Origin of the sequence: Enterobacter cloacae complex sp. ECL414 (assembly GCF_021869685.1) — a bacterium.
Classification (GTDB): Bacteria; Pseudomonadota; Gammaproteobacteria; order Enterobacterales; family Enterobacteriaceae; genus Enterobacter; species Enterobacter kobei.
In genome coordinates, this window is sequence record NZ_CP091481.1 from 2873096 (window position 1) to 2899167 (window position 26072).

General features: G+C 55.1%; 25 protein-coding genes. 10 read left to right on the forward strand and 15 right to left on the reverse strand.

The features are described 5' to 3' along the window. Positions 1-15: 15 nt before the first annotated feature. Both edd and zwf read right to left on the reverse strand, forming a co-directional pair. Positions 16-1827 (reverse strand): phosphogluconate dehydratase, encoded by a 1812-nt coding sequence (edd, locus tag L3068_RS13865; RefSeq protein ID WP_032636199.1) that lies wholly within the window; start codon positions 1825-1827, stop codon positions 16-18. Positions 1828-2061: 234 nt separating this feature from the next. After that, positions 2062-3537, reverse strand: coding sequence for a glucose-6-phosphate dehydrogenase (gene zwf, locus L3068_RS13870; protein WP_014884309.1), 1476 nt, complete (start codon positions 3535-3537; stop codon positions 2062-2064). A gap of 358 nt (positions 3538-3895) precedes the next feature. Between zwf and L3068_RS13875 the strand changes: the two genes are divergently transcribed. Then, positions 3896-4771: a MurR/RpiR family transcriptional regulator gene (locus L3068_RS13875; protein ID WP_032629265.1), complete on the forward strand. Its 876-nt coding sequence runs from the start codon at positions 3896-3898 to the stop codon at positions 4769-4771. Positions 4772-4905: 134 nt separating this feature from the next. After that, the gene (gene pyk / locus L3068_RS13880; RefSeq protein ID WP_008500455.1) at positions 4906-6348 is read left to right on the forward strand and encodes a pyruvate kinase; all 1443 of its coding nucleotides are present in this window, start codon (positions 4906-4908) and stop codon (positions 6346-6348) included. Between the two features lie 45 nt (positions 6349-6393). Here the strand turns inward: pyk and lpxM are convergent, their stop codons facing one another. The 3 genes from lpxM to znuA all read right to left on the reverse strand — a co-directional run bounded on the left by lpxM (position 6394) and on the right by znuA (position 9764). Further along, positions 6394-7365 (reverse strand): lauroyl-Kdo(2)-lipid IV(A) myristoyltransferase, encoded by a 972-nt coding sequence (gene lpxM / locus L3068_RS13885; RefSeq protein WP_063433494.1) that lies wholly within the window; start codon positions 7363-7365, stop codon positions 6394-6396. Positions 7366-7484: 119 nt separating this feature from the next. Beyond that, positions 7485-8804 carry a murein DD-endopeptidase MepM gene (gene mepM / locus L3068_RS13890; RefSeq protein ID WP_117580427.1) on the reverse strand — a complete coding sequence of 440 codons (1320 nt, stop codon included), beginning with the start codon at positions 8802-8804 and terminating at the stop codon, positions 7485-7487. A 15-nt stretch (positions 8805-8819) separates the two neighbouring features. After that, a complete protein-coding gene (znuA, locus tag L3068_RS13895) occupies positions 8820-9764 on the reverse strand; it encodes a zinc ABC transporter substrate-binding protein ZnuA (protein WP_045134199.1) in 945 nt (314 codons plus the stop codon). A 77-nt stretch (positions 9765-9841) separates the two neighbouring features. Here znuA and znuC point away from each other — a divergent pair, with 77 nt between their 5' ends. Together znuC and znuB are read left to right on the forward strand one after the other, a co-directional pair. Further along, on the forward strand, positions 9842-10597 hold the full coding sequence (gene znuC / locus L3068_RS13900; RefSeq protein WP_014884314.1) for a zinc ABC transporter ATP-binding protein ZnuC: 756 nt from the start codon (positions 9842-9844) through the stop codon (positions 10595-10597). After that, positions 10594-11382: a zinc ABC transporter permease subunit ZnuB gene (znuB, locus tag L3068_RS13905; protein ID WP_023330721.1), complete on the forward strand. Its 789-nt coding sequence runs from the start codon at positions 10594-10596 to the stop codon at positions 11380-11382. Before znuC ends, znuB begins: the two co-directional genes overlap by 4 nt. 143 nt (positions 11383-11525) lie before the next feature. On the opposite strand, the gene L3068_RS13910 is transcribed toward znuB, so the two are convergent. The 7 genes from L3068_RS13910 to aspS all read right to left on the reverse strand — a co-directional run bounded on the left by L3068_RS13910 (position 11526) and on the right by aspS (position 17430). Beyond that, the gene (locus L3068_RS13910; RefSeq protein ID WP_023330722.1) at positions 11526-11978 is read right to left on the reverse strand and encodes a hypothetical protein; all 453 of its coding nucleotides are present in this window, start codon (positions 11976-11978) and stop codon (positions 11526-11528) included. A 195-nt stretch (positions 11979-12173) separates the two neighbouring features. After that, the gene (gene ruvB / locus L3068_RS13915; RefSeq protein ID WP_014884317.1) at positions 12174-13184 is read right to left on the reverse strand and encodes a Holliday junction branch migration DNA helicase RuvB; all 1011 of its coding nucleotides are present in this window, start codon (positions 13182-13184) and stop codon (positions 12174-12176) included. Positions 13185-13192: 8 nt separating this feature from the next. Then, positions 13193-13807: a Holliday junction branch migration protein RuvA gene (ruvA, locus tag L3068_RS13920; RefSeq protein WP_117580429.1), complete on the reverse strand. Its 615-nt coding sequence runs from the start codon at positions 13805-13807 to the stop codon at positions 13193-13195. A gap of 81 nt (positions 13808-13888) precedes the next feature. Beyond that, positions 13889-14410: a crossover junction endodeoxyribonuclease RuvC gene (gene ruvC, locus L3068_RS13925; RefSeq protein ID WP_014884319.1), complete on the reverse strand. Its 522-nt coding sequence runs from the start codon at positions 14408-14410 to the stop codon at positions 13889-13891. Between the two features lie 34 nt (positions 14411-14444). Then, a complete protein-coding gene (locus L3068_RS13930) occupies positions 14445-15185 on the reverse strand; it encodes a YebC/PmpR family DNA-binding transcriptional regulator (RefSeq protein WP_014884320.1) in 741 nt (246 codons plus the stop codon). Between the two features lie 27 nt (positions 15186-15212). After that, a complete protein-coding gene (nudB, locus tag L3068_RS13935) occupies positions 15213-15656 on the reverse strand; it encodes a dihydroneopterin triphosphate diphosphatase (protein ID WP_014884321.1) in 444 nt (147 codons plus the stop codon). A 1-nt stretch (position 15657) separates the two neighbouring features. Continuing rightward, positions 15658-17430 carry an aspartate--tRNA ligase gene (gene aspS / locus L3068_RS13940; protein ID WP_014884322.1) on the reverse strand — a complete coding sequence of 591 codons (1773 nt, stop codon included), beginning with the start codon at positions 17428-17430 and terminating at the stop codon, positions 15658-15660. 264 nt (positions 17431-17694) lie between these two features. Between aspS and L3068_RS13945 the strand changes: the two genes are divergently transcribed. From L3068_RS13945 to cmoB, 5 genes are read left to right on the forward strand one after another with little or no spacing between them, the layout of a single operon-like run. Then, positions 17695-18261: a hydrolase gene (locus L3068_RS13945; protein WP_014884323.1), complete on the forward strand. Its 567-nt coding sequence runs from the start codon at positions 17695-17697 to the stop codon at positions 18259-18261. After that, a complete protein-coding gene (locus L3068_RS13950) occupies positions 18258-19076 on the forward strand; it encodes a DUF72 domain-containing protein (protein ID WP_014884324.1) in 819 nt (272 codons plus the stop codon). The genes L3068_RS13945 and L3068_RS13950 overlap by 4 nt, the downstream gene beginning before the upstream one ends. A gap of 51 nt (positions 19077-19127) precedes the next feature. After that, a complete protein-coding gene (locus tag L3068_RS13955) occupies positions 19128-19523 on the forward strand; it encodes an MAPEG family protein (RefSeq protein WP_014884325.1) in 396 nt (131 codons plus the stop codon). Positions 19524-19563: 40 nt separating this feature from the next. Next, positions 19564-20307 carry a carboxy-S-adenosyl-L-methionine synthase CmoA gene (cmoA, locus tag L3068_RS13960; protein ID WP_014884326.1) on the forward strand — a complete coding sequence of 248 codons (744 nt, stop codon included), beginning with the start codon at positions 19564-19566 and terminating at the stop codon, positions 20305-20307. After that, positions 20304-21275, forward strand: a complete 972-nt coding sequence (cmoB, locus tag L3068_RS13965) for a tRNA 5-methoxyuridine(34)/uridine 5-oxyacetic acid(34) synthase CmoB (RefSeq protein WP_014884327.1) — start codon at positions 20304-20306, stop codon at positions 21273-21275. Before cmoA ends, cmoB begins: the two co-directional genes overlap by 4 nt. A gap of 262 nt (positions 21276-21537) precedes the next feature. Here cmoB and cutC read toward each other — a convergent pair whose 3' ends face one another. Both cutC and L3068_RS13975 read right to left on the reverse strand, forming a co-directional pair. After that, positions 21538-22281 carry a copper homeostasis protein CutC gene (gene cutC, locus L3068_RS13970; protein ID WP_117580431.1) on the reverse strand — a complete coding sequence of 248 codons (744 nt, stop codon included), beginning with the start codon at positions 22279-22281 and terminating at the stop codon, positions 21538-21540. Between the two features lie 78 nt (positions 22282-22359). Next, positions 22360-22920: a VOC family protein gene (locus L3068_RS13975; RefSeq protein ID WP_117580433.1), complete on the reverse strand. Its 561-nt coding sequence runs from the start codon at positions 22918-22920 to the stop codon at positions 22360-22362. Between the two features lie 239 nt (positions 22921-23159). Between L3068_RS13975 and argS the strand changes: the two genes are divergently transcribed. Beyond that, complete coding sequence (argS, locus tag L3068_RS13980; RefSeq protein ID WP_014884330.1) at positions 23160-24893, forward strand: arginine--tRNA ligase; 1734 nt, start codon at positions 23160-23162, stop codon at positions 24891-24893. Between the two features lie 35 nt (positions 24894-24928). Here argS and bglB read toward each other — a convergent pair whose 3' ends face one another. Beyond that, positions 24929-26068, reverse strand: coding sequence for a beta-galactosidase BglB (gene bglB / locus L3068_RS13985; protein ID WP_117580472.1), 1140 nt, complete (start codon positions 26066-26068; stop codon positions 24929-24931). Positions 26069-26072 lie beyond the last annotated feature (4 nt).

The window sequence follows — 26072 nt, forward strand, 5'->3', positions numbered from 1 at the left end:
TAAAATCAAGTCGTCTTAAAACGTAATACAGGTCGCGCCCTGCTCTGCACCGGAGAGTTTCTCACGCAGCGCGCTGAACATTTCGCGTCCGGTCCCCACGCGCGATGCGCTCAGGTCAGGAATATGTGGCTGACGTGCCGCCAGCTCTGCCTCATCCACCAGCAGGGTTAACTCACCTGTCTGACCGTTCACGCGGATCATGTCACCGTCGCGCACTTTCGCCAGCAAACCGCCGTCATAAGCTTCCGGCGTGACGTGGATAGCTGAAGGCACTTTGCCGGATGCACCGGAGAGGCGTCCATCGGTCACTAACGCAATTTTGAAACGGCGGTCCAATAATACACCAAGTGGTGGCATAAGTTTATGTAATTCTGGCATGCCGTTCGCTTTTGGCCCCTGATGACGCACTACCACCACACAGTCTTTATCAAGCAGACCCGCGTCAAAAGCGGGTAATACGTCGTGCTGGCTTTCAAACACCACAGCCGGCGCTTCAATAACCTGGTTCTCTTCCGGTACAGCAGACGTTTTCATCACCGCACGACCGAGGTTGCCGCTCAGCACTTTGGTGCCACCATGAGGAGAGAACGGTTTGTCGATGGTGGCAATCACCTGCGCATCGAGAGATGCGGTCGCCCCGTCGCGCCAGTCCAGCTCGCCATTGTTCAGCCACGGCTCCTGGGTATAGCGCTGCAGGCCAAAGCCTGCCACGGTGTTGACGTCTTCATGCAGCAAACCGCCTTTCAGCAGCTCGCGCATCAGCAGCGGTACGCCACCCGCAGCCTGGAAGTGGTTGATGTCCGCCGGACCGTTCGGGTAAAGACGTGCCATCAGCGGCACCACGGAAGAGATCTCAGAGAAATCATCCCAGTTGATCAGAATGCCCGCCGCGCGCGCCATGGCCACCAGGTGCATGGTGTGGTTGGTCGAACCGCCGGTGGCCAGCAGAGCCACGATACCGTTGACGATCACTTTTTCGTCGACCATTTTGCCCATCGGCATCCATTCATTGCCGTTTCCGGTCAGACGCGTCACCTGACGTGCTGCGGCCTCAGTCAAGGCCTGACGCAGTGGTGCATCCGGCTGGATAAAGGACGAGCCCGGCAGCTGCATGCCCATAAATTCCACCACCATCTGGTTGGTGTTGGCCGTGCCGTAGAATGTACATGTACCCGGCGCATGGTAGGACGCGGCTTCCGCCTCCAGCAGCGCCTGACGGTCTGCTTTTCCTTCCGCATACAGCTGGCGAATACGCACTTTTTCTTTGTTCGGCAGGCCGCTTGCCATCGGGCCAGACGGCACAAAGATCGCGGGCAGATGTCCAAACGACAGCGCTGCCATCACCAGTCCCGGAACGATCTTGTCGCACACGCCCAGGTACAGTGCGCCATCAAACATGTTGTGTGACAGGCCTACTGCAGCAGACATCGCAATCACTTCGCGGCTGAGCAGCGACAGCTCCATACCATCCTGCCCCTGGGTCACACCGTCGCACATTGCCGGCACGCCACCCGCGACCTGACCTACCGCATTCACGCTGTGCAGCGCGTTACGAATGATATTGGGATAGACCTCATACGGTTGGTGGGCGGAGAGCATGTCGTTATAGGAGGTAATAATGGCGATATTGTTACGCAACATGCTTTTCAGGGAGGCTTTATCATCGGGCTGGCAGGCCGCGAAGCCGTGCGCCAGGTTACCACAGGCCAGCTGGGAGCGATGGACGGTATTGCTCTTTGCCTGTTCAATCCGGGCGAGGTAGGCCGAACGGGTCTCCTTCGAGCGCTCAATAATGCGTTGTGTTACGCGTAACAATGTCGGATTCATAAAAGCTCCTCTAATTTATCTGTCCGGGCTCAGGAGTTTACAACGTCGCTGGCAGTTGTTAACACCGCTGAAACGCTTGCCGTCCGGAGCTCTGGGGCAAAATCACTTCCGGCAGTGTAATAAAAAAAGCGCCGCGGGGAAATCCACGCGGCGCTTAAAAGAATAAAAATTGTGCCACTAGCTGTGTTAGATCATGTTACCGGTAAAATAACACTTTCGGGCTAGTGGATTATCCTACTCAAACTCGTTCCAGGAGCGGCCATCACGGGTGATCATGGCCACCGATGCAACCGGCCCCCAGGTGCCCGCCTGATACGGTTTTGGCGCATCCTGATCGGCTGCCCAGGCTTCGGTAATGGAATCAACCCATTTCCACGCCTCTTCCACTTCATCGCGACGCACGAACAGCGCCTGGATACCACGCATGGTTTCCAGCAGCAGACGCTCATAAGCATCCGCGAGGTGCGTCTGGTTGAAGGTTTCGGAGTAGCTCAGATCCAGTTTGGTGGTCTGCAGGTTATGCTTGTGATCCAGGCCCGGCACTTTGTTGAGGATCTGGATATCAACCCCTTCGTCCGGCTGCAAACGAATGGTCAGTTTGTTCTGCGGCAGCTCCTGCCAGGACTCTTTGAACAGGTTCAGTTCCGGGTTTTTGAAGTAGACGACGACTTCGGAACATTTGGTTGGCAGACGTTTACCGGTACGCAGGTAGAACGGCACGCCCGCCCAGCGCCAGTCATCGATATCCACGCGGATCGCCACAAAAGTCTCGGTGTTGCTGGATTTGTTCGCGCCCTCTTCTTCCAGGTAGCCCGGCACTTTTTTGCCTTGCGCAAACCCGGCGGTGTACTGGCCGCGAACGGTCTTCTCGCGCACGTTGGAGCGGTCGATGCGGCGCAGCGACTTGAGCACTTTGACTTTGGCGTCGCGAATGCTGTCTGCCGTCAGGTCAGACGGCGGTGACATGGCGATCATGCACAGAATTTGCAGGAGGTGGTTCTGGATCATGTCGCGCATCTGGCCTGCCTGGTCAAAGTAACCCCAGCGGCCTTCGATACCTACCTCTTCCGCCACGGTGATTTCCACGTGGTCGATAGTGCGGTTGTCCCAGTTATTCACAAACAGGGAGTTAGCAAAACGCAGCGCCAGCAGGTTCAGTACCGTCTCTTTACCGAGATAGTGGTCGATACGGTAAACCTGGCACTCTTCGAAGAACTCGCCCACCTGGTCGTTGATTTCACGCGAGGTTGCCAGAGAGGTACCCAGCGGCTTCTCCATCACCACGCGCGCCGGTTTGGCGTTCAGTTTGGCTTCGCCGAGACCTTTGCAGATGGCGCCGAAAGTGCTTGGCGGCATGGCGAAATAGTTAATGGTGACACGGTTTTTCTGATCCAGCATGGCGCCCAGGCGGTTAAACGCGCTGACGTCATTGACGTCCAGGTTGCAGAAATCAAGACGACCGCTCAGGGTATCCCACAAACTTTCATCAATTTTTTCCTTCATGAAAGTTTCGAGCGCCTCGCGGACGACTTTGGTATAAGCGTCCTTATCCCAGTCGGCGCGCCCTACCCCCAGGATACGGGTATCCGGATGAATTTGGCCCGCTTTCTCCAGTTGATACAGGGAAGGCAGCAATTTTCGGCGTGCAAGATCGCCTTTCGCGCCGAAAATGACCAGGTCACATGCCTGGGCTGTTTGCGTTACCGCCATGTCATTCTCCTCAGTTGGATCACCTGGTACTTCTGCCAGGTATCGTTGTAATTTTATTACAATGCACTGTACTGCTTTTACGTCATTCCCGAAACCATTAGCACTTATCGTCTCGTGCGATACGGCAATTTTTCGCCTTGCAGCCGATTAAGGGGGCATTATGACGCAACAAGCGTCGATAATTTGCGCAACAGGGTCATAGCAAAACCCGACATCGATCAAGTAATGAAAAAAAACAACAACATTATCTTGTCGACTGTTACCCTTTATGGAAGCCACAGGGGTAATATCGGCTAATCGAATGAAGATTTCATCCATTTATGAAATCGTTTCCACCCCCACGAGCGCCCTGTTAACAATGAATATGCTTGAAAAAATCCAGTATCAACTGGAACACCTTAGCAAATCCGAGCGAAAAGTGGCTGAAGTCATTCTTGCCTCTCCCGCTCAGGCGATTCATTCAAGCATCGCCGCGCTGGCTCAGGAAGCAGGCGTCAGCGAACCGACCGTTAACCGCTTCTGCCGTAGCCTGGAAACGCGCGGCTTTCCTGATTTTAAACTGCATCTGGCACAAAGTCTGGCAAACGGCACCCCTTATGTTAATCGTAATGTGGATGAAGACGACAGCGTAGATGCCTACACGGCGAAAATTTTTGAGTCAGCTATGGCCACGCTTGACCACGTTCGTCAGTCTCTGGATATGAGTTCGGTGAACCGTGCGGTGGATTTACTTACCCAGGCCAAGCGGATCGCGTTCTTCGGACTTGGGTCGTCGGCCGCCGTGGCGCACGATGCCATGAATAAATTCTTCCGCTTCAACGTGCCGGTGATTTATTCCGATGACATTGTGCTGCAACGCATGAGCTGTATGAATTGCAGTGAAGATGACGTCGTGGTACTCATTTCGCATACTGGCCGCACCAAAAGTCAGGTGGAACTGGCGCAGCTGGCCCGTGAAAACGATGCCATGGTGATCGCCCTTACCACCGCCGGTACGCCGCTGGCACGAGAGGCGACGCTCGCCATTACGCTGGACGTCCCGGAGGATACCGATATGTATATGCCTATGGTTTCCCGTCTGGCACAGCTCACGGTTATAGACGTGCTGGCGACCGGTTTTACCTTGCGCCGGGGCGCAAAATTCAGAGATAACTTGAAGCGAGTCAAGGAAGCGCTGAAGGAATCGCGTTTTGATAAAGAATTGCTCATAAAGAGCGATGTTTCCTTAAAGTAGATAACGAAGACGTAACCAATAATTACGATGTAATGATTTACGGCATTCGGTCCTCTCTTTGCTGCCTTGCGGCAGATGAAGGCCGATTCAATGTTCACGCAACACCAAAGTTGTTTCAGTCAACGGAGTATTACATGTCCAGAAGGCTTCGCAGAACCAAGATCGTTACCACCTTAGGCCCGGCCACCGACCGCGATAATAACCTTGAAAAGATTATCGCCGCGGGTGCCAACGTGGTGCGCATGAACTTCTCTCACGGTACGCCAGAAGACCATAAATTACGTGCCGACAAAGTGCGTGAGATCGCCGCTAAACTGGGCCGCCATGTCGCTATCCTCGGCGATCTGCAGGGTCCTAAAATTCGTGTCTCCACCTTCAAAGAAGGTAAAGTTTTCCTCAATATCGGCGATAAATTCCTGCTGGATGCCAACCTGGGCAAAGGCGAAGGCGATAAAGAAAAAGTCGGGATTGACTATAAAGGCCTGCCAGCTGACGTGGTGCCTGGCGATATCCTGCTGCTCGACGACGGACGCGTACAGCTGAAGGTGCTCGAAGTTCAGGGAATGAAAGTGTTCACCGAAGTCACCGTCGGCGGCCCGCTCTCCAACAATAAAGGTATCAACAAACTGGGCGGCGGCCTCTCTGCGGAAGCGCTGACCGATAAAGACAAAGCGGACATCGTTACTGCGGCTCTGATCGGCGTTGACTACCTGGCAGTCTCCTTCCCACGCTGTGGCGAAGATCTGAACTATGCACGCCGTCTGGCCCGTGATGCAGGCTGTGATGCCAAAATCGTTGCCAAGGTTGAACGCGCGGAAGCCGTTTGCGATCAGGACGCCATGGACGATGTGATCCTGGCTTCTGACGTGGTGATGGTGGCCCGCGGCGATTTGGGTGTGGAAATCGGCGATCCTGAGCTGGTGGGTATCCAGAAAGCGCTGATTCGTCGCGCACGTCAGCTGAACCGCGCGGTGATCACCGCGACCCAGATGATGGAATCCATGATCACCAATCCAATGCCAACCCGTGCGGAAGTGATGGACGTCGCTAACGCCGTGCTGGATGGTACCGATGCGGTAATGCTGTCTGCGGAAACCGCTGCGGGTCAGTATCCTGCTGAAACCGTGGCCGCGATGGCGCGTGTCTGCCTGGGCGCAGAGAAGATCCCAAGCATCAACGTCTCTAAACACCGTCTGGACGTGCAGTTCGACAACGTGGAAGAAGCGATTGCGATGTCTGCCATGTATGCGGCAAACCATCTGAAAGGGGTAACCGCGATCATCACCATGACCGAATCAGGCCGTACCGCGCTGATGACTTCCCGTATCAGCTCCGGTCTGCCGATCTTCGCCATGTCCCGTCATGAACGTACGCTGAACCTGACGGCGCTGTACCGCGGTGTGACGCCGGTGCACTTCGACAGCACCAATGACGGCGTGGCAGCCGCGCACGATGCCGTCAATCTGCTGCGCGACAAAGGTTACCTGGTGTCCGGTGATATCGTTATCGTGACGCAGGGTGATGTGATGAGCACCATTGGCTCAACCAACACCACCCGCGTTATGACCGTCGAGTAACAACGTCTGTGTTAAAAAGCCCTCTCCAGATGGAGAGGGCTTTTTTTATTTCCTCGGATAAAGCTCTTTACGCTTATAGGGCTCCGTTTCACCCGGCTTTCGCGTTTTAAGCAGCTTCAATATCCACGTGTACTGTTCGGTATGCGGCCCCACCAGGATTTCAACCTCTTCGTTCATGCGACGCGCAATGGTGTGATCGTCTGCGGTCAGCAAGTCATCCATCGGCGGGCGGACTTCAATGCTCAGACGGTGCGTTTTACCATTATAAACCGGGAAGAGTGGGATCACGCGGGCGCGACACACCTTCATCAGGCGGCCAATCGCGGGAAGTGTGGCTTTGTAGGTCGCAAAGAAGTCGACAAACTCACTGTGCTCTGGTCCGTGGTCCTGATCCGGCAGATAGTAGCCCCAGTATCCCTGACGTACGGACTGAATAAACGGCTTGATACCATCGTTACGCGCATGCAAACGACCGCCAAAACGACGACGTACGGTATTCCAGACAAAGTCGTAGATTTTGTTGCCCTGGTTATGGAACATGGCCGCCATCTTCTGACCCTGAGAAGCCATCAGCATCGCCGGAATGTCGACACCCCAACCGTGAGGAACGAGGAAAATCACCTTCTCGTCATTGCGACGCATTTCGTCAATGATTTCCAGCCCTTTCCAGTCAACACGGTCAACGATTTTTTCCGGCCCTTTCAGCGCCAGCTCTGCCATCATTGCCATTGCCTGCGGCGCGGTGGTATACATCGCATCGATGATAGCCTCGCGCTCGGCATCGCTTTTTTCGGGAAAACAGTAATAGAGGTTGATCTGCGCACGGCGACGCGCGCTTTTGCCTAAACGCCCGGCCAGACGGCCAATTTTCCCCAGCAGGGGATCGCGCAGCGCAGCAGGCAGCATAGCGATGCCTGCAAAAGTGTAGACCCCGAGCCAGGCGCCCCAGTTGCGCGGATGGCGAAAGGATTTTTCAAACTCAGGAATGTATTCAATATTGTTTTTTTTTGTTTCCATGCTGGTTCCAGGGTCTGGTGACGCAAAATTTTATTGATAGTGTAGCGAGGCAGTCGTCCACGCACAAAAGAAAAAGCCGGCGCATACTGACACCGGCTTTTTTCACAAAAACAGAAGGCTTAGTTTAAGCTCAGTTGCGGTATCACCTCTTTCACCTGCGCCAGGTAATCAGAACGATCTTTACCCGTCAGGCCTTCGGTGCGTGGCAGTTTCGCCGTCAGCGGGTTTACGGCCTGTTGGTTAATCCACACTTCATAGTGCAGGTGCGGGCCGGTCGAGCGTCCGGTGTTGCCGGAGAGCGCGATACGGTCGCCACGTTTCACTTTCTGTCCAGGCTTAACCAGCAGTTTACGCAGGTGCATATAGCGGGTGGTGTAGGTACGACCGTGACGCACCGCGACATAGTAGCCTGCGGCACCGCTACGTTTAGCCACGACCACTTCACCATCACCCACAGCCAGCACCGGCGTGCCCTGCGGCATGGCAAAGTCAACGCCACGGTGTGGTGCGACGCGCCCGGTAACCGGGTTCAGACGACGCGGGTTAAAGTTAGAGGAAACGCGGAACTGTTTAGCCGTCGGGAAGCGCATAAAGCCTTTCGCCAGTCCCGTACCGCTGCGGTCGTAGAACTTACCGTCTTCGGCACGGATGGCGTAGTAATCTTTGCCATCAGAGCGCAGACGTACGCCCACCAGTTGGCTCTGCTCACGCTTGCCGTCGAGCATTTCGCGAGACATCAGCACGGAAAACTCATCGCCCTTCTTCAGCTTGCGGAAATCCATCTGCCACTGCATGGCTTTGATCACCGCACTGATTTCAGAGCTGGTGAGGCCGGCATCACGGGCGCTGGAAACGAAGCTTCCGCCTACGGTGCCTTTCATCACGCTGTTCACCCAGTCGCCCTTCTGCATTTCACTGGTCATTTTGAAACCGTTTGCAGTGCGATCATAGGTGCGGGTTTCACGGCGGGACATCTCCCAGGTTAACCGCTGGAGATCGCCATTCGCCGTTAAGGTCCAGGAGAGCTGTTGCCCTATTTTCAGGTTACGCAGGTCTTTATCTGCAGCAGCGAGCTGACTGATATTCCCCATGTCGATACCGTACTGATTGAGCACGCTGCTCAGCGTGTCACCGGTAGAGACAACATACTCGTGGATCCCGGCCTCGTTCTCGATTTTATCGTCCAGCTCATCCTGGGGAATCGCTTCATCTTCCTGAGCAGCCTGGTCGATAGGCTCACTGGCTTCAGGCAGTAAAGAACGGATCTCGCTCTTTTCAAGCTCGATGGTTTTGATGATAGGGGCAGAACTCGGGTGGTAAACATAGGGCCGCCAGACGGCGACCGCTAAGGTGAGTACTGTAAGCGACCCCAGCATAACGCGGTGGGGTCGAGGCAGATTGTTAAATGCCAGGGCGACAGAGCGGGCTATCTGTTGCACGTATTCACTTCCTCGTTAATCTCCTTTCAGGCAGCTCGCATACTGGTCCGCCAGTTGGCTGAGGAACTGCGAATAGCTCGCTTTGCTCAACTGGATATTCGTTCCTAGCGGGTCAAGGGTCCCCATGCGCACGGATGTCCCCCTGGCCACGGCTTCTACGACCGCTGGCCTGAACTGTGGCTCAGCAAAAACGCATGTCGCTTTTTGCTCAACCAACTGTGTTCTGATTTCATGTAAACGCTGCGCACCAGGTTGAATTTCAGGGTTGACGGTGAAGTGCCCAAGCGGGGTCAAACCATAGTGTTTTTCATAGTAGCCATAGGCGTCATGAAAAACGAAATACCCTTTTCCTTTCAACGGTGCGAGCTCATTACCTACCTGCTTATCGGTTGCGGCTAATTGCGCCTCAAAATCCTTCAGGTTGGCGTCTAGTTTGGCTCGACTTTGCGGCATAAGTTCCACTAATTTGTCGTGGATTGCAACCGCTGAAAGCCGCGCTATCTCTGGGGAAAGCCAGAGATGCATGTTGTACTCACCATGATGGTGATCTCCATCACCTTTTTCACCCTCTGCTGCGTGATGGTCATGTTCATCACCGTCGTCATCCGTGCCTTTCATGAGCAACGGTTTCACGCCGGAAAGCCCGGCAATCGCAACCTGTTTATCGCCTGGAATCTGTTTGGCCGACTTCTGCATAAACGCTTCCATCTCTGGTCCAATCCAGACGACTAAGTCCGCGTTTTGTAAGCGTTTTACATCTGAAGGGCGAAGAGAATAGTCATGCTCAGAGGCCCCGTCAGGCAGCAAAACCTGGGTTTCCGTCACCCCATCGGCAATGGCCGACGCGATGAATCCAAGCGGTTTAAGCGAAGCGACAACCGCCGCGTTAACATCTTGTGCGGTTGTACCCCAAAGGGCAGCGGATAATGCTGCGAAAAGAAGCGTATTTTTATGTAACATAATGCGACTAATCATCGTAGTGAATACGTGGAATGTGATATTATAACATTCGTTGACTTCTTCAAGCTTAAATTGACATGACGACACTGGTTTCTCTCGATAATATTTCGGTCTCTTTCGGCCAGCGCCGCGTCCTCTCTGACGTGTCGCTGGATCTGAAGCCCGGCAAAATTCTGACGCTGCTTGGTCCTAATGGCGCAGGTAAATCCACGCTGGTACGGGTTGTACTGGGTCTGGTGACGCCCGATGAAGGTGTTATCACCCGCGAGGAAAAATTGCGTATCGGCTATGTGCCTCAGAAATTACATCTGGATGCCACGCTGCCTTTAACGGTGAGTCGCTTTCTGCGCCTGCGCCCCGGCACGCGGAAAGCCGATATTCTCCCGGCGCTGAAACGCGTACAGGCGGGCCACCTGATTGACGCGCCGCTGCAAAAACTTTCCGGGGGTGAGACGCAGCGCGTTTTGCTGGCGCGCGCGCTGTTGAGCAGCCCGCAACTGCTGGTGCTTGATGAGCCTACCCAGGGGGTGGACGTTAATGGTCAGGTCGCGCTTTATGATTTGATCGATCAGCTTCGCCGTGAACTGAATTGCGCCGTGCTGATGGTCTCCCACGATCTCCATCTTGTCATGGCGAAAACGGACGAAGTGCTGTGCCTTAACCATCATATTTGCTGTTCCGGCACGCCTGAAGTGGTCTCGATGCACCCGGAGTTTATCTCCATGTTTGGCCCTCGTGGCGCTGAACAGCTGGGTATTTACCGTCATCATCATAATCACCGCCATGATTTACAGGGACGAATTGTCCTGCGCCGGGGAAATGGACACTCATGATTGAACTGTTACTGCCCGGCTGGCTGGCCGGGATTATGCTTGCCTGCGCCGCGGGTCCACTCGGCTCGTTTGTGGTCTGGCGCAGAATGTCCTATTTCGGTGATACCCTCGCGCACGCCTCTTTGCTGGGCGTGGCTTTTGGTTTACTGCTGGATGTAAATCCCTTCTACGCGGTGATTGTCGTCACCCTGCTGCTTGCAGCCGGGCTGGTCTGGCTGGAGAAACGTCCGCACCTCGCCATTGATACGCTGCTTGGCATTATGGCCCACAGCGCGCTCTCGCTGGGTCTGGTGGTGGTGAGTCTGATGTCGAATATCCGCGTCGACCTGATGGCCTATCTGTTTGGCGATCTGCTTGCCGTGACGCCGGAAGATTTAATTTCCATCGCCTTCGGTGTGGTGGTGGTACTCGGTATTCTGCTCTGGCAGTGGCGTAACCTGCTGGCGATGACCGTCAGCCCTGACCTGGCCTTCGTCGACGGCGTGAAGCTGCAGCGGGTTAAGCTACTGCTGATGCTGGTGACGGCATTAACCATCGGCGTGGCGATGAAGTTCGTCGGGGCGCTGATTATTACCTCGCTGCTGATCATCCCTGCCGCCACGGCGCGCCGTTTTGCCCGCACGCCGGAGCAGATGGCCGGTGTGGCCGTGATTATCGGAATGATTGCGGTAACGGGTGGGTTAACCTTCTCGGCGTTCTATGACACGCCTGCTGGGCCGTCAGTAGTGCTGAGTGCGGCGGTGCTGTTTATTTTCAGCATGATGAAAAAACAACCTAATGCCTGAATGAACGATTAGCGCTTCCACAGAGGGTGGCGCTTCGCTTCATGTGCTGTGATCAACGCATGGCGGGACTTAAACCGCTGGAGTGCGCCCATGTTGGGTGCACACGTAAATAAGCCCCGATAAAATTATCGGTGCTTATTTTATTACCTGGTACACGTTGCTAAATGCAATTTGGCACCTGGGACGTTTATACCGCCTTCCATATCAAGACACTTGACAATACCATCGGTATCAACTTTTTTCAGCTGTCCGTTAATATAGTCCCAATGACTCGCAATAGGTTCATATTCGCGTATATAAACTTTGCCGCTTGCTGGTGCGAAGGCATATTCTGGATATGTTTCCAGCATCAGCATCCCATTAATAGCGAAATTGACCTCACGAATATTCTGCAATTCTGGATTAGAACCACATGGCTCCATCACCGCCTGCTGGTAAGCAATGCCAGTCATACATAATTTTCGTCCGTTACTGGTATTTTCAAGTTTATTATCCACCATTTTCCATGTTTGGGTTCCGGAAATAGCGGCATTCGCGGCGCCAGACAAAGCCGCCATAGTCAGAGCGGCAATAGTCAGAGCCGTCATTGTTTTCATTTTGTTATTCCTGATGTGATGATGAAATTTATTCATAGCATGGATATCGCTATAAATTCATCATAGAGGGAATAAGCGAATTATCTAAAATGATAGGTAGGATAAATTTATCCAAAATAATATGGATGATAATTCAGATGAGGTAACTAATCGGTCAGCGTCGCAGGCGAAATTTAACATCCCGCCTGCTCATCATTACGGCATTGACGGTGGCGTAATGCCGAAATGATTCCACGCCCGCACCGTCGCCATACGACCACGCGGCGTACGCTGTAAGAATCCCTGCTGGATCAGATACGGCTCCAGAACATCCTCGATAGTTTCACGCTCTTCACCGATCGCCGCCGCCAGGTTATCCAGCCCGACCGGTCCGCCAAAGAATTTATCCAGCACCGCCAGCAGCAGTTTGCGGTCCATATAGTCAAAGCCTTCGGCATCGACGTTAAGCATATCCAGCGCCTGGGCGGCAATCTCTGCCGAAATGGTGCCATCGTGCTTCACTTCGGCAAAGTCGCGCACGCGACGCAGCAGGCGGTTGGCAATACGCGGCGTACCACGCGAACGCTTCGCCACTTCAAAAGCGCCCTCTTCGCTCATCTCCAGCCCCATATAGCGCGCGCTACGACCGACAATATGCTGCAGGTCCGGCACCTGATAAAACTCCAGACGCTGCACGATACCGAAGCGGTCGCGCAATGGAGAGGTCAACGATCCGGCACGGGTCGTTGCGCCAATCAGGGTAAACGGCGGCAGATCGATCTTGATGGAGCGCGCAGCCGGGCCTTCACCAATCATGATATCCAGCTGGTAATCTTCCATTGCCGGATAGAGCACTTCCTCTACCACCGGAGACAGACGGTGGATTTCATCGATAAACAGTACGTCATGCGGTTCAAGGTTGGTCAGCATTGCCGCCAGATCGCCGGCTTTCTCCAGCACCGGGCCGGAGGTCGTGCGCAGGTTGACGCCCATTTCATTGGCAACGATATTCGCCAGCGTGGTTTTCCCCAACCCTGGCGGGCCAAAAATCAGCAGGTGATCGAGCGCATCGCCGCGCAGCTTTGCCGCCTGGATGAAAATCTCCATCTGGGAACGTACCTGCGGCTGGCCGATATACTCATCAAGCAGTTTCGGGCGGATCGCACGATCCACCACGTCTTCTGCCTGAAGGGTGCCTGCCGATACCAGGCGGTCTGCTTCAATCATCCTTTACCTCACAATGCAGCGCGCAGCGCTTCACGAATCAGGGTTTCACTGCTGGCATCCGGTTTGGCAATTTTGCTTACCATCCGACTGGCCTCCTGAGGTTTATAGCCCAGCGCCACCAGCGCGGCAACCGCTTCCTGCTCAGCGTCATCATCTGTTGTCGGCGCCCCAGGTGACGTCAGAACCAGATCGGTGGCCGGGGTGAACAGATCGCCATGCAGACCTTTAAAGCGGTCTTTCATCTCAACAATCAGACGCTCGGCGGTTTTCTTACCAATCCCCGGGAGTTTAATCAGCGCCGCAGGATCTTCGCGCTCAACGGCATTCACGAACTGCGGAGCAGACATACCGGACAAAATCGCCAGCGCCAGCTTCGGTCCCACGCCGTTGGTTTTAATCAGCTCGCGGAACAGGGTACGTTCCTGCTTGTTGTTGAAGCCGTAAAGCAACTGAGCATCTTCACGCACCACGAACTGAGTAAAGACAATCGCCTCTTTACCCGCGTCCGGCAGCTCGTAGAAGCAGGTCATTGGCATGTGGACTTCATAGCCCACGCCACCCACTTCCAGCAGCACTAACGGGGGTTGTTTTTCAATGATGATGCCTCTGAGTCTGCCTATCACGTGACGCTCCTGCGTTCTGGAAAATGTTTGACTGGCGACATAATAAAAAAAGGCTGGATGTTTATCCAGCCTGATTTCTCTTTATCGTAACCTGCCTCGCGCCAGATTGAGCCGCGATTCACTCATTTGCATCGCGTTCTGGCTGACGTGACAGTGGGTAATCGCAATGGCCAGTGCATCGGCGGCATCGGCCTGCGGGTTCGCGGGAAGCTTCAGCAAGGTACGCACCATGTGCTGCACCTGGCTTTTCTCCGCGCTACCTATCCCCACCACCGTCTGCTTTACCTGACGTGCGGCATATTCGAACACCGGAAGATCCTGGTTCACGGCGGCAACAATCGCCACGCCGCGCGCCTGCCCCAGCTTTAGCGCCGAATCGGCGTTTTTTGCCATAAAGACCTGCTCAATGGCAAAAAAATCAGGCTGAAACTGGGTGATGATTTCCGACACGCCCGCATAAATCAGCTTCAGGCGCGACGGCAGATCGTCCACTTTGGTGCGAATACAGCCGCTGCCGAGGTAGGTTAGCTGGCGTCCCACCTGGCGGATAACGCCATAACCGGTGACGCGCGAGCCGGGGTCAATCCCAAGGATAATCGACATCACGCGTCTCCCGTAAACGGCTTATACGCTCTCATCAGAGAGTCGCTGCAACCTCATCAGAGATTTCACCGTTGTGATACACTTCCTGCACGTCGTCGCAGTCTTCGAGCATGTCGATCAGACGCAGCAGTTTTGGCGCAGTTTCCGCATCCATGTCCGCTTTGGTGGACGGGATCATGGAAACTTCCGCGTTGTCCGCTTTCAGACCCGCGGCTTCGAGTGCATCGCGCACGGCGCCCATCTCTTCCCACGCGGTGTAAACGTCAATTGCGCCATCATCGTAGGTCACCACGTCTTCCGCACCGGCTTCCAGGGCGGCTTCCATGATCACATCTTCGTCGCCTTTCTCGAAGGAGATGACGCCTTTTTTGCTGAACAGGTAAGAAACGGAACCGTCGGTACCCAGGTTGCCGCCGGTTTTAGTGAATGCATGGCGCACTTCCGCAACGGTACGGTTACGGTTGTCGGACAGACACTCAACCATTACGGCAGTACCGCCAGGGCCGTAACCTTCATAAATGATGGTTTCCATGTTCGCGTCTTCATCACCGCCTACACCACGTGCGATGGCACGGTTCAGGGTGTCACGCGTCATGTTGTTAGACAGCGCTTTATCCACCGCCGCGCGCAGACGCGGGTTAGAGGCCGGATCGCCGCCGCCCAGACGTGCCGCTGTCACCAGCTCACGAATGATTTTGGTAAAGATCTTACCGCGTTTGGCATCCTGTGCCGCTTTACGGTGTTTGGTGTTGGCCCACTTACTATGACCTGCCATAAAAAGTTCTCCAAAAATCGCGCCTTCTCAGGCAGCGTTAATTACAAATTCTTCAATCGCCTGCCGGTTGCTCCACGACTTGGTCAGTGCGGCGGCATCCGTCGCATCCACCCAGCGGTAGTTCAGGTGTTCGGTAAACACGATCTCCCGCTCATGGGGGAGCGCGAGACAGAACCACGATTCCGTATTGCGCTCAATGCCCGGCGCGTAGCGATGACGTAAATGGCTAAAAATTTCAAACTCCACCGTGCGCTGACAGTCCTTCAGGGTCAGTTGCTCGCGAGCAACATCAATGGTGACCTCTTCCTTTACTTCACGCGCGGCGGCCTGCGGCGCGGTTTCCCCCTCTTCCAGGCTGCCGGTAACCGACTGCCAGAAATCAGGATCGTCGCGCCGCTGCAACATTAGCACCCGCTTCGTGTCCTGGGCATAAATGACAACTAAGACAGAAACGGGAAGCTTGTATGTCATATCAGTTTTTCTCTTCCTTCTTCACCACCTCAATGCCCAGCTCAGCCAGTGCAGTCGGGTTAGCAAAGCTTGGCGCTTCGGTCATCAGACACGCTGCGGCAGTGGTTTTCGGGAAGGCAATAACATCACGAATGTTATCGGTACCGGTCAGCAGCATTGTCAGACGGTCAAGACCGAAAGCCAGGCCTGCGTGTGGCGGTGTACCGTATTTCAGGGCGTCCAGCAGGAAGCCAAATTTCTCGCGCTGCTCCTGTTCGTTAATGCCCAGGATGCCGAACACGGTCTGCTGCATTTCGCCGCTGTGAATACGCACGGAACCCCCGCCCACTTCGTAGCCGTTGATCACCATGTCGTAGGCGTTTGCCACCGCATCTTCCGGAGACGCTTTCAGCTCTGCCGCCGTCATGTCTTTTGGCGAGGTGAACGGGTGGTGCATCGCGGTCAAGCCGCCTTCACCGTCGTCTTCAAACATCGGGAAGTCAATAACCCACAGCGGTGCCCATTTGGTTTCGTCGGTCAGGCTGAGGTCTTTGCCCAGCTTCAGACGCAACGCGCCCATCGCATCGGCAACCACTTTCTTGTTGTCAGCGCCGAAGAAGATCATGTCGCCATCCTGCGCGCCGGTGCGCTCAAGAATCGCTTCCACGATGTCCGCATTCAGGAACTTCGCAACCGGGCTGGTGATCCCTTCCAGACCTTTCGCACGCTCGGTTACTTTAATATAGGCCAGACCTTTCGCGCCGTAGATCTTAATGAAGTTGCCGTAGTCGTCGATCTGCTTACGGCTCAGTGCCGCACCGCCCGGTACGCGCAGGGCTGCAACACGGCCTTTCGGATCGTTAGCCGGGCCGGCGAATACCGCGAACTCAACGGATTTCACCAGGTCTGCAACATCCACCAGCTCCATCGGGTTACGCAGGTCTGGTTTGTCGGAACCGTAACGACGCTCGGCTTCGGCGAAGGTCATGATCGGGAAATCGCCTAGCTCGACGCCTTTCACGTCATTCCACAGGCTACGCACCAGCGCTTCCATCACTTCACGCACCTGCTCGGCGGTCATGAAGGAGGTTTCCACATCGATCTGGGTGAATTCTGGCTGACGGTCAGCACGCAGGTCTTCGTCGCGGAAACATTTGACGATCTGATAGTAGCGATCGAAACCGGACATCATCAGCAGCTGTTTGAACAGCTGTGGAGACTGTGGCAGCGCGTAGAATTTGCCTTTATGTACGCGGGATGGGACCAGATAATCGCGCGCACCTTCCGGTGTGGCTTTGGTCAGCATCGGGGTTTCGATATCGAGGAAACCGTGGTCATCCATAAAACGGCGCACCAGGCTGGTGATTTTCGCACGGGTTTTCAGGCGCTGGGCCATCTCCGGACGACGCAGATCCAGGTAGCGGTATTTCAGACGCGCTTCTTCCGTGTTGACGTGGTTGGAGTCCAGCGGCAGCGCTTCAGCACGGTTAATGATAACCAGATCGGACGCCAGCACTTCAATGGCACCCGTCGCCATGTCTGCGTTGACGTTTTTCTCGTCACGCGCACGCACGGTACCGGTGACCTGAATGCAGAACTCATTACGCAGCTCAGAAGCCAGCTTCAACGCATCCGCACGATCCGGGTCGAAGAACACCTGAACGATACCTTCACGGTCGCGCATATCGATGAAAATAAGGCTACCAAGATCACGACGACGGTTGACCCAACCACACAGGGTGACCTGCTGTCCGACGTGGGACTGACGCAGCTGCCCGCAATATTCTGTACGCATGAGATATCCCTTAATTAGCCGCAGGCTAAATGTCGCCTGGAATGCAGGCTACTATGTCGCAGCTTTCTGTATGTCACAACTGGATGAAAAAAGGCGGCTATTATACTGGAAATTCCGCCGGACGATAAGAGCGAACCACGGCCTGACGGTCGTTTGCTGCACTCTTATTGCGCATTCTCACAAAAATTAACAAAATTATCCGACCCATTACAGGTCATCACGTCGTATGGTGTTACGGAAGTGATTCATTTAACGGGAGTAACGATGTTAACACTGGATGCCAGCAAAACCGCGCTTGTGGTGATTGATTTACAGGAAGGGATCCTGCCTTTTGCCGGTGGCCCGCACGCTGCGGATGATGTGGTTAGCCGCGCCGCTCGTCTGGCGGAAAAATGCCGTGCCAGCGGTGCCCCTGTAGTCATGGTGCGCGTCGGCTGGTCCGCTGATTTCGCCGAGGCGTTAAAACAGCCCGTTGATGCACAGGCGCCCGCCCATGCCCTGCCGGAAAACTGGTGGACGTATCCGGTGTCGCTGGGCAAACGCGACAGCGATATCGAAGTGACCAAACGTCAATGGGGCGCATTCTACGGAACCGATCTGGAACTGCAGCTCCGCCGTCGAGGTATCGACACCCTTATTCTGTGCGGCATTTCCACCAACATCGGCGTGGAGTCTACCGCCCGTAACGCCTGGGAGCTGGGCTTTAACCTGGTCATTGCGGAAGATGCCTGCAGCGCGGCTTCCGCGGAACAGCATCAGGGTAGCATGACCCATATCTTCCCGCGTATCGGACGCGTGCGCAGCACGGACGAGATCCTCAGCGCACTATGATGTATGTGGGGTTACCCCAGTGGTCGCACCCGAAATGGGTGCGCCTGGGCATCACCGGCCTGGAAGAATATGCCCGACACTTCAACTGTGTCGAGGGCAACACGACCCTCTACGCGCTGCCTAAAGCGGAGATTGTTGAACGCTGGCGGGAGCAAACGACCGACGATTTCCGGTTCTGTTTTAAGTTTCCGGCGACCATCTCCCACAACGCCGCGCTGCGCAACTGCGGGGATTTAACCGAAGAGTTCTTTACGCGCATGTCACCACTGGCGAACCGGATTGGGCAATACTGGCTCCAGCTTCCCGCTACGTTCGGCCCGCGCGATCTGCCTGCCCTGTGGCAGTTTCTGGATAGCCTGCCCCGCGAGTTTACCTACGGCGTGGAGGTCAGGCATGCTGAATTTTTTGCCAAAGGTGAAGCAGAAATAGCGCTCAACCGCGGCCTGCTGGAACGTGCGGTCAACCGTGTCATTCTTGACAGTCGCCCCGTCCACAGTGCAATCCCGCACAGTGAAGCGATTGTGGATGCGCAACGCAAAAAACCGAAAGTGCCGGTCCACGCCATCGTCACCGCGCAAAACCCGATGGTCAGGTTCATCGGTAGCGACAACATGCTGCAAAATCAGGCGATGTTCGCCGTCTGGCTGCAAAAATTAGCAAAGTGGGAGCAAACCACTACGCCCTATCTCTTTTTGCACACACCGGATATTGCGCAGGCACCCGAACTGGTCGATGCTCTCTGGCAGGCCTTGCAGGCTGCGGTTCCCACCGTGGGCAACGCCCCCTCCATTCCACAACAATCTTCTCTTTTCTGATATCACCCCCTATCATAGTGAAGTGCCATCTGCCAAAAACAGGGAGTTTGTATGGTCAGCGCGCTGTATGCGGTGTTAGGTGCATTACTGCTGATTAAGTTTTCATTTGATGTTGTGCGTCTGAGAATGCAGTACCGTGTTTCTTATGGTGACGGCGGTTTTTCGGAACTGCAAAGTGCTATCCGCATTCACGGCAATGCAGTCGAATACATCCCCGTCGCCTTGATTTTACTGCTGTTTATGGAGATGAATGGCGCAGAAACCTGGATGGTTCACGTCTGTGGCCTGCTTCTGATTGCTGGCCGGCTTATGCATTATTATGGCTTTCACCACCGCTTATTCCGCTGGCGTCGTTCCGGCATGAGCGCGACCTGGTGTTCGCTTTTGCTGATGGTGCTGGCTAACCTTTGGTATATGCCGTGGGAGTTGGTTTTCTCCCTCCATTAGCGCACAATACGCCACTTTATTTTTCCCGGATTTTTACGTTATGTCAGATCGCGACACGCTTTTTTCCGCGCCTATCGCCAGCCTGGGCGACTGGACCTTCGATGAACGGGTAGCCGAAGTCTTCCCGGATATGATCCAGCGCTCTGTTCCCGGTTATTCCAATATTATCTCTATGATCGGTATGCTGGCTGAGCGCTTCGTTCAACCCGGCACGCAGGTCTATGACCTGGGCTGCTCGCTCGGCGCGGCAACGCTGTCGGTACGTCGTAACGTTCATCATGAAGATTGCCGAATCATTGCCGTCGACAACTCCCCGGCGATGGTAGAACGCTGCCGTCGCCATATTGATGCGTATAAAGCCCCTGTACCGGTGGACGTCGTCGAAGGCGATATTCGTGAGATTGAAATTCACAACGCGTCGATGGTCATCCTGAATTTTACCCTGCAGTTCCTGGTGCCTGAAGACCGTCAGCTGCTGCTGGACAAAATTTACCAGGGGCTAAATCCCGGCGGCGCGCTGGTGCTTTCCGAGAAATTCAGCTTTGAGGATGCCGACGTTGGCGAACTGCTGTTCAATATGCACCACGATTTTAAACGTGCGAACGGTTACAGCGAGCTGGAGATCAGCCAGAAGCGCAGCATGCTGGAAAACGTGATGCTGACAGACTCCGTAGAAACCCACAAAGCGCGCCTGCGCAAAGCCGGATTTGAGCATAGCGAACTGTGGTTCCAGTGCTTTAACTTTGGCTCACTGGTGGCGCTAAAAGCCGGAGATGCAGCATGATTGAGTTCAGTAATTTCTATCAGCTGATAGCTAAAAACCATCTGTCTCACTGGCTGGAAACTCTGCCCGCGCAGATTGCCGCCTGGCAGCGCGATCAGCAGCACGGCCTGTTAAAGCAGTGGTCAAATGCGGTGGAGTATCTGCCGGAGCTGACCCCGCATCGTCTGGACCTGCTTCACAGCGTCACCGCAGAAAGCGAAGCACCGCTCCCGGCCGGGCAGATCAACCGCATCGAAACGCTGATGCGTAACCTGATGCCGTGGCGCAAAGGGCCTTTCTCGCTCTACGGGGTGAACATCAACACCGAATGGCGCTCCGACTGGAAATGGGATCGCGTTCTGCCTCATCTGTCTGACCTGACCGGGCGCACTATTCTGGACGTGGGCTGCGGCAGCGGTTACCACATGTGGCGCATGATTGGCGCAGGCGCGCATCTGGCGGTCGGTATCGACCCAATGCAGCTTTTCCTGTGCCAGTTTGAAGCAGTGCGTAAACTGCTGGGCAACGACCAGCGCGCCCACCTGCTGCCGCTGGGAATTGAGCAACTTCCTGCCCTGAAAGCGTTTGATACCGTATTTTCCATGGGCGTGCTCTATCATCGTCGCTCCCCGCTTGAACATCTGTGGCAGCTTAAAGATCAGCTGGTCAGCGGCGGCGAACTGGTACTGGAAACGCTGGTGATCGAAGGTGACGAACATGCTGTTCTGGTGCCGGGCGATCGCTACGCCCAGATGCGTAACGTCTACTTTATCCCGTCCGCGCTGGCATTGAAGAACTGGCTGGAAAAGTGCGGTTTTGTGGATGTGCGGATTGCCGATGTCAGCGTGACGTCACTCGAGGAGCAGCGCCGCACCGACTGGATGATCACCGAGTCGCTGGAGCAGTTCCTTGACCCGGCCGACCACAGCAAAACCATCGAAGGCTATCCGGCGCCGATGCGTGCGGTGTTGATCGCGACGAAGCCGTAACCTTTTAGCCGGGTGACGGCTACGCCTTACCCGGCCTACGCGTCGCACGTTTTCTCCAAAATAGTTCAAGTTGCAGCAAGGCGGCAACGCAGCGAATCCCCGGGAGCTTACATCAGTAAGTGACCGGGGTGAGCGAGGCGGCCAACGCGGCTGCGGCTTGAAATATGAAGGAGAAAAAAAGGCCCCTGTTGAAATTGCAGGGGCCTGGTACAAGCAAGCATCATATTGGGCGACATGATGCGCGGTAAAAATCGGTACGTTGCTACACGTGATAGCGCTCAATCAGCGACTTCATTTCCGCAACCGACTCTCCATCTACACCGTAGCGTGAATACTCATCCGCTTCAGCATCCGTCGACATTGACAGCCCTGTATTGCGATAACGCATGGGTGAAGGTATCCATTTCCCCGCAGAGCTGTGAAGCTCTTCCACCCCGGCGTTTAAAAACCGTTCCAGATTGCCGGCACGGACTCCCGCACCCGCCATTATTATTGGAACACCGGAATGGGCTTTTAGTTCCGTAATTAATTGCAGACCTTTTTCAGCAGAAGACTGTTGCCCTGATGTCAGAACGCGCGCCACACCCAGTTCGGCAAGGGTATCAAACGCTTGCAGTGGGTTTTTGCACATATCAAACGCACGATGAAACGTCACGGCCATTCCTTTTGCGGCGTCCATCACCTGACGCATACGCGGCATATCGACCTCACCGTCTTCATCCAGCAGGCCGGTCACCAGCCCGGGGAACCCGAGGTCACGAACAAGGGCGATATCTTCAAGCATGGCACTGAACTCACCCGACGTATAACAAAAATCACCGCCGCGAGGACGAATAATGGGGTGTACCGGAAGGGTGACGGCCTTACGGGCCGACGTCAGCACGCCGTATGAGGGCGTTAACCCTCCTTCTTTCGGGGCGGCGCACAGTTCAATGCGATCGGCCCCTTTCCGTTGCGCGGTGACGGCACACTCCACGCTATAACAACAAATCTCCAGCAGCGCCATCGACTCCTCCTCAAAATCGGCTTAACGCGCCATCATGGCACGCCTCTTGTTTTGGGTCTCAGCGACGAGTCACAACTCTCAGGCTTCGCTGGCAACGATCTGCTCAATGGTCCACGGATGAAATTTCACCGTCACCTGCCCGTCAGTCACGGCCAGCGTCGGATTAGGCAGACGCTCACGCTCGCCTTTGGGCGAACTTGTCTTCACAAAAATGCCCGTCTGGCTTAAGCCCTCGTCTGAGAGCAGGGCCAGCGCGCGCGCGTTCAACGTTTCCGGCTCACCCGGCAGGACGATTTCGATATGCTCCCAGCCTTCGTGCGGGTAACGTTTTTCACCCGGCCACGGCAGTTCTACAACGGTGAATTGCCAGTGCGCCACGCAGACCGGTTCATGCAGTTTGAACAGACAAATGGGACGACCATTAATCATGTTCTCAGAAAGCAACTCACCACACTGTTCAAACCCGCGACGCCAGCGCTCGGCAGTCGCGTTTTGATGGCAGCGCAAAGAGATGTGATCGGCCTCAAGCGGCGCGATATCCAGACCAAGACGGGTGGCAAGTTCTGTGAACGCCTGGGTGAAGCGCGGTAAATCTGCGGAAATATCATGCAGTTCGTCAATGGATTGCCAGTTCGCCATACGTCAGTCTCTTTTCATGTCACAAAGCCGCTAATTTACTCTGTTGCCCTGTTTCGACCAACCTCTGAATCGCGGTTTTTACGACTGCATGTTTATGCACCTCTTCTCAGGCTGGATTCTGAGCAATCTTCGGGCCCCGCAATGCTGACGGCAGAAGGCATTTGCAGTATACTCCCGCCCTAAATTCTTTAACTGGCGCGGGCGGTTGTAGGCCCGCATCAAAAATGTAAGGTATCCAGGTGAATATTCAGGCTCTTCTCTCCGAAAAAGTCAGTCAGGCACTGATTGCCGCAGGTGCGCCTGCGGATTGCGAACCACAGGTTCGTCAGTCAGCAAAAGTACAGTTTGGCGACTATCAGGCTAATGGCGTGATGGCAGTGGCTAAAAAACTGGGCATGCCGCCGCGACAGCTCGCTGAGCAGGTATTGACGCATCTGGATCTCACCGGTATCGCCAGCAAAACCGAAATCGCTGGCCCGGGCTTTATCAACATTTTCCTGGAGCCTGCATTCCTGGCAAGCCACGTTGACGCGGCGCTGAAATCAGACCGTCTGGGTGTTTCCCGACCACAAGCGCAGACGGTGGTGATCGACTACTCTGCCCCGAACGTGGCGAAAGAGATGCACGTTGGCCACCTGCGTTCCACCATCATTGGTGATGCCGCGGTGCGCACGCTTGAGTTTCTCGGTCACAAGGTAATCCGCGCAAACCACGTTGGCGACTGGGGTACCCAGTTCGGCATGCTGATTGCTTACCTGGAAAAACAGCAGCAGGAAAACGCGGGCGAAATGGCGCTGGCGGACCTGGAAGGGTTCTACCGCGAAGCGAAAAAGCATTACGACGAAGACGAAGCCTTTGCCGAGCGCGCGCGCAGCTACGTCGTCAAGCTGCAGGGCGGGGATCAATACTTCCTCGAGATGTGGCGCAAGCTGGTGGACATCACCATGTCCCAGAACCAGCTCACCTATAACCGTCTGAACGTGACCCTGACCCGTGATGATGTGATGGGTGAGAGCCTCTATAACCCAATGCTGCCGGGCATTGTGGCGGACCTGAAAGCGAAAAACCTGGCGGTTGAGAGCGAAGGTGCAACGGTCGTGTTCCTTGATGAGTACAAAAACAAGGAAGGTGAACCGATGGGCGTGATCATCCAGAAAAAGGATGGCGGCTATCTCTACACCACCACCGATATCGCCTGCGCGAAGTACCGTTACGAAACCCTGCATGCTGACCGTGTGCTGTACTACATCGACTCCCGTCAGCACCAGCACCTGATGCAGGCCTGGACTATCGTGCGTAAAGCCGGTTACGTACCGGATTGCGTTCCGCTGGAACACCACATGTTCGGCATGATGCTCGGTAAAGACGGCAAGCCGTTCAAAACCCGTGCGGGTGGTACCGTGAAGCTGTCTGACCTGCTGGATGAAGCGCTGGAGCGCGCCCGTCGTCTGGTGGCAGAGAAGAACCCGGACATGCCTGCCGACGAGCTGGAAAAACTGGCTAACGCCGTCGGTATCGGCGCGGTGAAATACGCGGATCTCTCTAAAAACCGTACCACCGACTATATCTTCGACTGGGATAACATGCTGGCGTTTGAGGGCAACACGGCGCCTTACATGCAATATGCTTACACCCGCGTGCTCTCGGTGTTCCGTAAAGCGAACATTGATGAAAACGTGCTGGCGAATGCGACCGTCACCATCACGGAAGATCGTGAAGCCCAGCTGGCGGCGCGTCTGCTGCAGTTTGAAGAGACGCTGACGGTTGTCGCCCGTGACGGTACGCCGCACGTTATGTGCGCTTACCTGTACGATCTGGCGGGTCTGTTCTCCGGCTTCTACGAGCACTGCCCTATTCTGTCTGCGGAAAATGAATCGGTCCGCAACAGCCGCCTGAAGCTGGCGCAGCTGACGGCGAAGACCCTGAAGCTGGGTCTGGATACCCTGGGTATCGAAACCGTAGAGCGTATGTAATACAAAAAACCCGGCAGCCGCCGGGTTTTTTATTATCAGAAATACTTCCGCAAATACTCCGTCAGACACAGAATCGCCATGGCCTGTCCATAGGGCATCGACGTCAGCGGGATTTGGCGATAAAACGCCAGGTCGCTGCCCATCCCCGTGCCGAACGACGTTTGCAATAACTCCCCTTCCGGCGAGATATTTTTCACGATGCCGCGAATCGCTTTTTCAGCAACATCAGCATACGCAGGCGCAACATAGCGCTTACGCACCGCTTTCAGGATCCCGTAGGCAAACCCGGCCGTCGCGGACGCCTCCAGGTACGAGCCCGAATCGTCCAGCAGGGTATGCCACAAGCCGCTCTCGTCCTGACACTTTGCCAGCGCGGCAATTTGCGCATTCAATACCTGCACCAGATAACGGCGCACGGCGTTGTTTTCCGGCAAATCAATCAGTTCGAGGAAATCCGGAATCACGATGGTGAGCCAGCTGTTGCCCCTCGCCCAGCGGGCACGAGCAAAGTTATGGTTGCCGTCGTAACTCCAGCCGTGGAACCACAGGCCCGTCTCCCGGTCCATCAGGTTCTGCACGTGCAGCAGGAACTGATACACCGCCTCTTCAACGTACTCCGGTTTGTTTAGCAGTTTGCCGATTTTCGCCAGCGGCAACACCGTCATCATCAGCGTGTCATCCCACATCTGCTGATGATTCTCTTCCGCCAGGGTGATGTGCTGCATGCCACCGTGATCGGTGCGCGGCATCTCGGTCATCGCCCATTCCGCCCAGCTTTCCAGCCACGGCAGCCAGGCCGGGTTTTTGGTCTCTTCATAACGACAGGCCAGCGTCAGGAACGGCGACATCGTATTGACGTTTTTGGTAGTGGCACCTTCAGCAAAACGGTCAGCAAACCAGCTGTCGATAATGTCGCGCATGCCTGTGTCACCGGTCTGGCAGTAATACTGCCAGATACCGTACAAACCGACGCCGTGCGTCCATTCCCATCCGACCCAGCCTTTGGTGTCGATCACGCGCCCGTCGTCCAGCCGCAGCAAAAACTCACCCGTCTTGTCGTGGATATTGACCAGGTTATGCGTCACCTTTTGAATCAGTGCTTTCAGCTCATCTCTGGCAATAAAGCGTTCAGGTTGACGCAATAACGGGCTATGTTTGACAGGCCAAACTTTCATCATC

Excerpts from the sequence above, each read along its gene's own strand:
- pyk (WP_008500455.1), top strand. The coding sequence starts at position 4,906 with ATGTCCAGAAGGCTTCGCAGAACCAAGATCGTTACCACCTTAGGCCCG.
- zwf (WP_014884309.1), bottom strand. The coding sequence starts at position 3,537 with ATGGCGGTAACGCAAACAGCCCAGGCATGTGACCTGGTCATTTTCGGC.
- aspS (WP_014884322.1), bottom strand. The coding sequence starts at position 17,430 with ATGCGTACAGAATATTGCGGGCAGCTGCGTCAGTCCCACGTCGGACAG.
- cmoA (WP_014884326.1), top strand. The coding sequence starts at position 19,564 with ATGTCAGATCGCGACACGCTTTTTTCCGCGCCTATCGCCAGCCTGGGC.
- znuB (WP_023330721.1), top strand. The coding sequence starts at position 10,594 with ATGATTGAACTGTTACTGCCCGGCTGGCTGGCCGGGATTATGCTTGCC.
- ruvB (WP_014884317.1), bottom strand. The coding sequence starts at position 13,184 with ATGATTGAAGCAGACCGCCTGGTATCGGCAGGCACCCTTCAGGCAGAA.
- L3068_RS13910 (WP_023330722.1), bottom strand. The coding sequence starts at position 11,978 with ATGAAAACAATGACGGCTCTGACTATTGCCGCTCTGACTATGGCGGCT.
- znuC (WP_014884314.1), top strand. The coding sequence starts at position 9,842 with ATGACGACACTGGTTTCTCTCGATAATATTTCGGTCTCTTTCGGCCAG.
- L3068_RS13875 (WP_032629265.1), top strand. The coding sequence starts at position 3,896 with ATGAATATGCTTGAAAAAATCCAGTATCAACTGGAACACCTTAGCAAA.
- L3068_RS13975 (WP_117580433.1), bottom strand. The coding sequence starts at position 22,920 with ATGGCGAACTGGCAATCCATTGACGAACTGCATGATATTTCCGCAGAT.
- lpxM (WP_063433494.1), bottom strand. The coding sequence starts at position 7,365 with ATGGAAACAAAAAAAAACAATATTGAATACATTCCTGAGTTTGAAAAA.
- nudB (WP_014884321.1), bottom strand. The coding sequence starts at position 15,656 with ATGACATACAAGCTTCCCGTTTCTGTCTTAGTTGTCATTTATGCCCAG.
- bglB (WP_117580472.1), bottom strand. The coding sequence starts at position 26,068 with ATGAAAGTTTGGCCTGTCAAACATAGCCCGTTATTGCGTCAACCTGAA.
- L3068_RS13945 (WP_014884323.1), top strand. The coding sequence starts at position 17,695 with ATGTTAACACTGGATGCCAGCAAAACCGCGCTTGTGGTGATTGATTTA.
- L3068_RS13950 (WP_014884324.1), top strand. The coding sequence starts at position 18,258 with ATGATGTATGTGGGGTTACCCCAGTGGTCGCACCCGAAATGGGTGCGC.
- cmoB (WP_014884327.1), top strand. The coding sequence starts at position 20,304 with ATGATTGAGTTCAGTAATTTCTATCAGCTGATAGCTAAAAACCATCTG.
- cutC (WP_117580431.1), bottom strand. The coding sequence starts at position 22,281 with ATGGCGCTGCTGGAGATTTGTTGTTATAGCGTGGAGTGTGCCGTCACC.
- znuA (WP_045134199.1), bottom strand. The coding sequence starts at position 9,764 with ATGTTACATAAAAATACGCTTCTTTTCGCAGCATTATCCGCTGCCCTT.
- L3068_RS13930 (WP_014884320.1), bottom strand. The coding sequence starts at position 15,185 with ATGGCAGGTCATAGTAAGTGGGCCAACACCAAACACCGTAAAGCGGCA.
- edd (WP_032636199.1), bottom strand. The coding sequence starts at position 1,827 with ATGAATCCGACATTGTTACGCGTAACACAACGCATTATTGAGCGCTCG.
- ruvC (WP_014884319.1), bottom strand. The coding sequence starts at position 14,410 with ATGTCGATTATCCTTGGGATTGACCCCGGCTCGCGCGTCACCGGTTAT.
- L3068_RS13955 (WP_014884325.1), top strand. The coding sequence starts at position 19,128 with ATGGTCAGCGCGCTGTATGCGGTGTTAGGTGCATTACTGCTGATTAAG.